The sequence below is a fragment of the Bifidobacterium sp. LH_230 genome (genome assembly GCF_056357555.1).
On the sequence record NZ_JBKEWJ010000039.1, the window covers coordinates 1 to 6,361 of the forward strand.

At 49.2% G+C, this 6,361-nt stretch carries 7 protein-coding genes; all 7 read right to left on the minus strand.

Going from position 1 to position 6,361, the window contains the following annotated elements; all coding sequences use genetic code 11:
* Nucleotides 1-75 precede the first annotated feature (75 nt).
* Nucleotides 76-543, minus strand: coding sequence for a hypothetical protein (locus tag AC1A0G_RS12095; RefSeq protein WP_476530002.1), 468 nt, complete (start codon nt 541-543; stop codon nt 76-78).
* 11 nt (nt 544-554) lie between these two features.
* On the minus strand, nt 555-857 hold the full coding sequence (locus AC1A0G_RS12100) for a hypothetical protein (RefSeq protein WP_033495400.1): 303 nt from the start codon (nt 855-857) through the stop codon (nt 555-557).
* Complete coding sequence (mobQ, locus tag AC1A0G_RS12105; RefSeq protein WP_033495402.1) at nt 854-2,350, minus strand: MobQ family relaxase; 1,497 nt, start codon at nt 2,348-2,350, stop codon at nt 854-856. Before mobQ ends, AC1A0G_RS12100 begins: the two co-directional genes overlap by 4 nt.
* The gene (locus AC1A0G_RS12110; RefSeq protein WP_034526285.1) at nt 2,316-2,675 is read right to left on the minus strand and encodes a DUF3847 domain-containing protein; all 360 of its coding nucleotides are present in this window, start codon (nt 2,673-2,675) and stop codon (nt 2,316-2,318) included. The genes mobQ and AC1A0G_RS12110 overlap by 35 nt, the downstream gene beginning before the upstream one ends.
* Nucleotides 2,672-2,905 carry a hypothetical protein gene (locus tag AC1A0G_RS12115; protein ID WP_084686030.1) on the minus strand — a complete coding sequence of 78 codons (234 nt, stop codon included), beginning with the start codon at nt 2,903-2,905 and terminating at the stop codon, nt 2,672-2,674. The genes AC1A0G_RS12110 and AC1A0G_RS12115 overlap by 4 nt, the downstream gene beginning before the upstream one ends.
* Nucleotides 2,906-3,075: 170 nt before the next feature.
* Complete coding sequence (locus AC1A0G_RS12120) at nt 3,076-5,439, minus strand: ABC transporter permease (RefSeq protein ID WP_219070595.1); 2,364 nt, start codon at nt 5,437-5,439, stop codon at nt 3,076-3,078.
* A 62-nt stretch (nt 5,440-5,501) separates the two neighbouring features.
* Entirely contained in the window at nt 5,502-6,176 is a 675-nt protein-coding gene (locus tag AC1A0G_RS12125; RefSeq protein ID WP_109056626.1) for an ABC transporter ATP-binding protein, read from the minus strand.
* Nucleotides 6,177-6,361 lie beyond the last annotated feature (185 nt).

Here is a 6,361-nt window from a genome sequence, read left to right on the forward strand (position 1 = left end):
GCTTTTTGGTTGTTTGTTTATCTTGGTCGAAAACATCCTACCCAGGAAGCGCTCTTCTCTTACTCCCTCAACGGCTCAACGACGAACCCACACCCACGAAAACAACACAAGCGCCACATTTTGCCGCTTTGCGTCTTCGTAAATATCCCCGGAAAGAAGAAAAGCCTCAACAAGCATTTTGTTGAGACCTCGGCTTTCGCAAAGATATTGAATTGCTCTGTCGGCTGTTCTGTTGTGCAAGGGCAAGTGAAACGCTGTGGGCGGTGCTGTGCTGGCTTCGCTCTGTCCCTCGCCGCTTTCGCCGATCAGGAGCTGGACGGCTTCGGGAAAGGACTTTCCGTAAAACTCCATGACAAAATCAATGGGATAGCCGCCCTTACTCTGGCTGTGGCGAAACCATTTGTTTCCTCGGACGGTCAGACTGTCATGCTCTTTCCAGCGGTATTCCCGTCCGCTTTTGATAAGCGTTTCTCCCTGTGTGCGGAGAAAATCTTCCAGACTGACGGCGTTTGCCCGGTCAATCTGTGCTTGGGTGTACTGCATGAGCGTCCTCCTTACTTCTTGAAAACAGCGCATCGTCTGCAAACGCCATGCTCACGCTCGTCCAGCGTATAGGGGCAGTTTGCACATTCCTCACCGTACTGTCTTGTGGTAACGGGCAGATAGCCCAAATCCTGCAACATATCAATCTGACGGTCGGTGAGGGTGGCTTCAAAGGCAAGGCATTTCCGGGTGTGTTCGTCCAGCTCAATTAGATTGGAAAGCGGTCTGCCATCGGTCAAAGGCTCTCCGCTCAAAAGGCGTTTTGCCGTTCTGCGGATGGGGTTGTATTCGTTCTTCCAGTCGTATTTTTTCATCGGGATATATCCTCCTTTTTGTGTCGTGTTTGGGGTCGATTTTGGAGCTTTTGTTCCTCTGTACGCTCGTTAAATCGGGCGGCAGTATCTACGCATGACTTGACCTTCCAAAGGCGGTGTAAATCGTCTCTGACGGTCTTAAACTCGCCGTAGGTGGTTTCATGCGCCTGTTCCAGAGCGTCATACTCTGCGGACAGCTTTTTCATATCCACCTTACCGTCCGGGAACTCTCCGGTCAGCTTTCGTCTGGCGGCGTAGAACTGTTTCAGTTCCGCTTCATGCTCTGCCTTGTACTTGGCTCTGGGCTTCTCAAACTTGATTTTCTGCAAGCCGTCATAGATAGGCTTCAAGCTCTGGAAAGCAGCGGAGCTGTCATAGAGCTGCTTAATTGCTTTCATTCGGGCGGTCTGTTCGTCCAGCGTTTTCTTCAAGCTCTCTGTGGCAGCACTGTGTTCGCTGACACGGTGTTCCAAATCTTCAAGGGAGTAAATGTCGTTTGCCCGGAGATAATTGAAAGTCTCGTTCATCTCCTTTAGATTGCTGACCTTGCCTTTCTGCGAATACGCCCCGGCTCTGCGCTGGGTGTAATAGGCGTTCAGCAGAGAAACAAGGTCGGGTGCCTGCGGCTTGGCAAGCTCCGCTTTTGCTTCGGCAATCCAATCAAACAGGAGAGCGATTTTCTTCTTGATGTCCCGGATAACGGCGTTGGTGGCTCTGATCCAGCGGTTGAACTCGCCTTTCTCGGTGCGTATGCCTTTCTTCTCCATTGCCCGGACGGTTGCGCCATCATGGACGGTGGGAAGAAGCTCCACGCCCTGACGCTCATAGCTTCGGTGGTCGATACGAACGTCAAGCCCCTTTTCCGCAAACTTGGCGTTGCATAGCTCCGCCCATGTCTGCCGCCAGTATTCCAGCGTTTCGGGACTGCCCCAGTCGGTAGTGGGAACGGCGTTGAACACAAACTTTCCGTCTGCGTCCCGGATACGGTTGCCGTCCTCGTCCAGCTCGTACACCCGGCGTTGCTTTAGCCCCCATTTGCCGTTCTGCTCGATGGGGCGGATGGGGCAAAGCACATGAAAATGCGGATTTGGTATGCCGCCGTCCTCCCGGTCTGGCTGGTGTACGGCGAAGTCAACCACCATGCCCCGGCTCACAAAGTTCTCCAACAAAAATTGCCTTGCAAGAGCGATGTTTTCCTCAAGGGAAAATTCATTCTGCAAGGCAATGTCAAAGCTGTATGCAAGCTGGGCGTTCTTTCCACGCTCGGCTTTTTCCACGGCGTTCCATAGCGTCTGGCGGTCTGCGTATTCGGGCGGTGCATGGGACGGCAGGAGAATGTCAGAGCAGATCACGCCGCCCTTGCGTGTGTAGTCGCTGTATTCGCCGTAATACTCGCTATACAATCGCTCCCCGGCTCGGTAGGCGGCAGAAGCAATAGCGGACTGTCCTGCGCTTCGTTTAGTCTGCGTGACGCTCAGATGAAATAGTGCCATCGACTTTCAACTCCTTTTCTCTGTTTGCTTGGCTGATGTGGGTAATCGCCATATGGTGGACGGCTCGCTGGACTTCTGCCAGAGAAAAGATGTACTCCATCAGCTCTGTCATTTCGGTGCGTGTGAGATCTTTGACCTCCGGGGCAAGGCTCTCAATCGTGCCGCCCAGATTGCAAAGGCGGTGGGTGCGCTTGGTGCGTTCGCCTTTCTCCAGATACTTCTTTCGATTCTCCAGACGCTCCAGCTTGTGCTGTTCCTGCGCAAGCTGCGTCTCGGCTCGTTCCTTTTCGGCTCGGAGCTGTTCAAGGGTTTTCGGTTTTGTCATTGTGCTTGACCTCCTTTTTTGATTTTGGGGATAAAAAAAGACCGCCGACTTTTCGCATAGTGCGACCAGTCAACGGTCTGATTTTCGGTATTTGTTTTTCCAAACTTGCTGGCGGCGAACAGCATTTTATGCTGTTTGCGGACGGCAAGTCCACAGGGGATAGCCGCATTAGCGGCGCAAGGGGGTGTAGCCACCTTGACGGAACGAAGTGACGCAACATTCTCGGTCATGCAGTTTTCTTCTGCCGACCGGGAATGAAGCTCCGCAGGACGCACGATACTTCCGACAGGGGAGTATAGAAGTGCGCCCTTTAGTTCCTAAAGGGATTTTATCAGTTCGACAAATCGGAAGTTATCTATTTCTCCTCTTCGTTAAGACCTAGTTCATTACATATTACTTGCTATCCCTGATACCTTATTCTTTCTACCAGCGTTTCCTTTTTCAGATTACTGCTTAAAACACAGGAAAGCACAATTTGTAGAATACCAACCAGAAGAATCATAACAAGAATCGGGATAAGAGGAACGTGATAAACGTTCATTCCAAAAATCCCATTATGCTTCGCATAGGAAAACAGTGCATAGCCAAGGGGCAGACCGGCAGCAAGTGCGACGCAGATGGTGCCAACCGTAAAAATCAAGCCCTGTATTTGTAAGCTCAGATTCAACTGCTTATTGGTCATGCCTACCGCTTGCAGCACACCGTATTCCTGCTTCTTCGTGATGATATTGATGATCATGGTGTTTGCCAGATTCATAAACCCAATGAGACCGACAATTGCCATGAACAGATAGCAGCCAAGCTTCATCATACGGCTTGCGTATTCTGCGGTTTGCAATTCTGCGTGATAGGTGTTCAGCTTGATATGAGAAGTATCGGAGAGCAGGTCATTCAGGCTTTGCTCTACAGATGCCACATCTTTTTTATCACAGTCCACCCACAGATATCCATAGGCTGTTCCCCTCGGATTCATGGAACGGTATACACCTTCCGGAATGACAAGATAAGTGTCCGCGCTTACAAAGGATCCTGCAATCTTTCCCTGATAGGTATAGGTTTCACTTCCGTTGTCAAAGTTGAATGTAATCGGTGCACCCGCAGAATACCCGTCAGCTTCCATCCACTTGGACCAGCCAAAGAAAACATCCCCGTTTTTGACAGCCTGTGCATAGTCCATGGAACCGATATCGCCATCCCCGCGCATCATTTCAAAATCCTCTTGATTTACGATTGCAACCGGAAATTTTGTTCCGTTCAGATCTGCAGAGACGATTTCTCTCGTCAGTACATCCGTTACACCGGGGATGGATTTGATTTCTTTAATCAAAGAATCATTCAGTGGGTTGTTCTGTAGGATTGTGTCCAGATTATTCTCCGAATAGGCTTCATCATAATTCTGGGAATAATCCAGCTGCAACTCAAATTGTCCATGGTTGATTGCAATCCGCGCCTCGTGCTCCGTGTCAATATTCCCAACATAATTAGAGATAATTACAAACAATACACAGGAAAGCCCCATGGTAAGAATCGTAGCAATGGTTCTTTTCGGATTGCCTGTCACATTTGCCATTGCCATGGAGAAAACGGTGACATCTTTTCTGCCTTTTCGTCTGCCCTGTTTTTGCGTTTTGGAGCCGTCAAGATACCGTGTCGCTTCGATGGGTGAAATCCGGGAAACAATTTTCATGGGTTTGCGCAGAGCCAAAACGACCGTAAGAAACGATACAAAAATGCAGATGAGCATAATTGTCAGTGAAAACAGAGGCACCTGATGGTTCTTGATTCCGGACGATACCAGATTTCCCTGCTCCACCAGCCAGTTGAAGCTGACGTTTGCAATCAGGAAACCAAACAGCAGCCCCAGCGGTATCGAAGGAACCGCCAGAAGAATGCCCTCACGAAAGATCAACTGCTTCATCTGCTTTCTGGTTGCACCCAGCGCCTTGATTTTTCCGTACTCCTGAACCTTCTGGGCGATCCCGACCTGGAAGATATTATAAATGACCACAACGGAAAACAGCACGATTCCGAGGATCAGGGTTCCACAAACCACAATCATTTCATAGCTCGGCTGCAATACCCACTGCAGGTAGAGGTCATTGATGATCACGTTTTTCTGGTCAATGCCGCAGGAATCCGCGATTTCTTTTATAACAGGCGCAACATTATTCATAGATACATTTGCAGAATCGCTCAAGGTAAAATAGATATTATATTGCCTGTCACCCTCCGCAACACGCTCATTATAAAAATCCTGCGAACCGAATACAACATAGGAAGCCTCGATGGTATATTCATCCCGGTCATATAAAAGCCCGCTGACAGTAAATTCCATCGGTGCGTATTCCGACTGCATGCCGGAACGGTACTCCAATGTTACGGTGTCTCCGACCTTTACATCATGGTATCCCACTGCATCAAAGAAAGCGCGTCCTGCGGCAATTTCCTGCGCCTTTTCCGGATAGGTACCTTCCTTCAACACATATTCCTGATTATAGGGAAGCATTTTCCTGACCGTTTCATCCGCACTGACAAAGCCGCCATTCTCATTTCCTTTCAGGATGCCCTCCGTACGCATGATGCCGATATCAGATATCTCAGCTCTGCGTTCCACTTCTTTTAATTGCGTACCATCTGCGGCGATAAACAGGCCGTAGTTGCTTCCGTATGAGCTTGCAGCCTGATCCTTCTGTAAGAGGATCAGTCCATTTCCAATTGTACTGATAATGACCAGAAGCATGGTAGTCAGGCAAATCGCCGTCATAATGAGGACACTTCTTGTCCGATTTCTTTTGTCGTTGCTGAATGCAATTTTGCTGATCGTCCTCAATTGAAATCCACCACCTGTCCATCCTCGATGACTAAAATACGGTCAGCAACCTGCGCGATCTCATCATCATGGGTAATCATTACAATCGTCTGTCCATATTTTTTTGCGCTCATTTTCAGCAGCGCGATCACCTCGTCACTTGTCTTGGAATCAAGATTTCCGGTTGGCTCGTCCGCAAACAAAATCTCCGGTCTGTTTACCAAGGCTCTTGCAATCGCAACGCGCTGCTGCTGTCCTCCGGAGAGGGTATTCGGAAGATTATGAATCCGGTGTTCAAGACCCAGTGTGGTGATAATATCATTGACATAAGCTTTATCCACTTTTTTTCCGTCAAGCCCCAACGGAAGAACGATATTTTCCCACACATTGATGGAGGATACCAGATTGAATGCCTGAAATACAAATCCGATCTTTCTTCTCCGGAAAACGGCAAGCTGATCCTCCTTCATGGAATACAGGTCCTTGTCAGACAAGATCACGCTGCCGCTGGTTGGTGTATCCAGCCCGCCCAGCATATGCAGCAGGGTACTTTTTCCGGAGCCGGATTTTCCGACAATGGCGACAAATTCTCCCTGTTGAATCTGGATATTCACATGATTGACGGCTTTGACCTGATTTTCCCCCGTCCCATAAAATTTGCAAAGCTGCTTGGTTTCTAATATCACGCCCACTCCAATGGCCTCCTTTTCTTATTTACCAGCATTGTATCAAAGGAACCTTTCATTTCACTTTCACGACGTGCCTCACGTTTTTTGAGCGCGTAGGGTGTGGTGGTGCCTCATCGGGAATGAGCGCGAACGGTATCGGTCCTGTTTGGCTTGTCTTATGGAAGACAGGATCAGCATGGCGACGAAGC

What these genes read in the sequence shown, in the direction of transcription:
- AC1A0G_RS12100 (WP_033495400.1), bottom strand. Translation starts at nt 857, where the DNA reads ATGAAAAAATACGACTGGAAGAACGAATACAACCCCATCCGCAGAACG.
- AC1A0G_RS12115 (WP_084686030.1), bottom strand. Translation starts at nt 2,905, where the DNA reads ATGACCGAGAATGTTGCGTCACTTCGTTCCGTCAAGGTGGCTACACCC.
- AC1A0G_RS12095 (WP_476530002.1), bottom strand. Translation starts at nt 543, where the DNA reads ATGCAGTACACCCAAGCACAGATTGACCGGGCAAACGCCGTCAGTCTG.
- AC1A0G_RS12110 (WP_034526285.1), bottom strand. Translation starts at nt 2,675, where the DNA reads ATGACAAAACCGAAAACCCTTGAACAGCTCCGAGCCGAAAAGGAACGA.
- AC1A0G_RS12120 (WP_219070595.1), bottom strand. Translation starts at nt 5,439, where the DNA reads ATGACGGCGATTTGCCTGACTACCATGCTTCTGGTCATTATCAGTACA.
- mobQ (WP_033495402.1), bottom strand. Translation starts at nt 2,350, where the DNA reads ATGGCACTATTTCATCTGAGCGTCACGCAGACTAAACGAAGCGCAGGA.